Genomic DNA, 1,432 nt, shown 5'->3' on the forward strand with positions numbered 1-1,432 from the left:
CAGGCAATTCGGTTGGTTGCGCAGCGCTAGACATCTCCGGGTTTTGGCGGAAGTGATAGGGCACCATGAACATGCCCGCGGCCAAAACGGGGGGACAAATTGATCTCTAAGCCCAGCCTATAAACATGTCACCCCTACGGGGTAAGGGAACCCGGCAAAGCCCGTCATTGCGAGTGACGCAGGAGCGAAGCAATCTCTTTAAGCTAGCTCAAGGGGCTTGGGGTAGTTTTGGGAAGGAAGCTCAGTTTCGCCAATTGCCAATTGGCAGAAATATCGGGGTGTAGTTGCAAACTACACCCAGTGTGGGTCGCAAATTTTGCGAATCTCACATCTCATATCAAACGTCCTATGTCTCCTTAGGTCCTACGTCTCTCAGACACCTACAGTCCTGTCAAAACCTCATAGTACATAAATCGTTAGAAACTTTGTAAAGCCAATTGCACCATGGAGACACCTAAAACAGCACAGCCACCATTAAGTAACCTTCAACGGGAGCTTCTAGGCCTTTTTGCGAAGGAAGTCCCTGAAAAAGACTTGATCGCCATCAAAGAGCTATTAGGCAAGTATTTTGCCGAAAAGGCAATGGATCTGGCAGATGACTTTTGGGATACCAAAGGCTGGTCAAATGAAAAAGCTGACAAAATCCTGGACACTAAACTACGGACACCTTACGAGGACACCAATTTGTGAAAATTGTTTTAGACACAAATATTTTACTTGTTTCAATTTCGAGAAAATCGGCTCATCACTGGGTTTTCAAGAGTCTGGTGGACGGCTACTTTACCCTGTGTGTAACTACCGACATTCTCTCAGAATATGCAGAAATTATTGAGGAGCACATGAACAAGGATATAGCGGATGCAGTACTCCTGGCCTTGCTGGAATTGTCAAATGTGGAGAAGACGGAAGTTTATTTTAAGTGGAATCTGCTAGGTGATAAGGACGATAATAAGTTTTGTGATTGTGTGGTAGCGGGAGGAGCTAATTTTTTGGTAACGCAAGACAAGGATTTTAGAATATTGGCTAATACTCCGTTCCCAAAGGTATCCGTATTATCGCTTTCCCAATTTAAAGCGATTCTCGCAGAACAAAAGAGTACAAAAACGTAACAGACTAGCCCTGAGCTTCCCTAATTCTAATGTCGATCAAATTAGACCTTAGGTCTTTTTTCTCAGGAAATTGGTGTGGTTTAGGATTCATAAAAAGGGATATAAAATGATATACGCTTCACGATATAGGTGGATACCTGCCGGCAGGCGGGTATGCCTTCGGCGATATATTGGGTTACGTGAATGACGTTAGGATTGCTTCGGATTCGTGGTTTTGGAAAGGAAGTGGCATCGTAAATTTTCCGAATCTTACATCTCATATCTAACGTCTTACGTCTACCTCACCACCCTTCTAACTACACATATCCACAAAGAAAACGACC

4 protein-coding genes are annotated in these 1,432 nt (G+C 44.1%); 3 read left to right on the plus strand and 1 reads right to left on the minus strand.

The features are described 5' to 3' along the window. Positions 1–125 precede the first annotated feature (125 nt). From IAQ59_RS21910 to IAQ59_RS21920, 3 genes are all read left to right on the plus strand, one after another. Positions 126–284: a hypothetical protein gene (locus IAQ59_RS21910; protein WP_209332993.1), complete on the plus strand. Its 159-nt coding sequence runs from the start codon at positions 126–128 to the stop codon at positions 282–284. Between the two features lie 160 nt (positions 285–444). Then, on the plus strand, positions 445–690 hold the full coding sequence (locus IAQ59_RS21915) for a hypothetical protein (RefSeq protein WP_209332994.1): 246 nt from the start codon (positions 445–447) through the stop codon (positions 688–690). Then, a complete protein-coding gene (locus IAQ59_RS21920; protein ID WP_209332995.1) occupies positions 687–1,109 on the plus strand; it encodes a putative toxin-antitoxin system toxin component, PIN family in 423 nt (140 codons plus the stop codon). Before IAQ59_RS21915 ends, IAQ59_RS21920 begins: the two co-directional genes overlap by 4 nt. A gap of 80 nt (positions 1,110–1,189) precedes the next feature. On the opposite strand, the gene IAQ59_RS21925 is transcribed toward IAQ59_RS21920, so the two are convergent. Beyond that, entirely contained in the window at positions 1,190–1,369 is a 180-nt protein-coding gene (locus IAQ59_RS21925; RefSeq protein ID WP_209332996.1) for a hypothetical protein, read from the minus strand. Positions 1,370–1,432 lie beyond the last annotated feature (63 nt).

It is taken from the genome of Lunatimonas salinarum, from assembly GCF_017811155.1.
In the GTDB taxonomy this organism is placed as follows: domain Bacteria; phylum Bacteroidota; class Bacteroidia; order Cytophagales; family Cyclobacteriaceae; genus Lunatimonas; species Lunatimonas salinarum.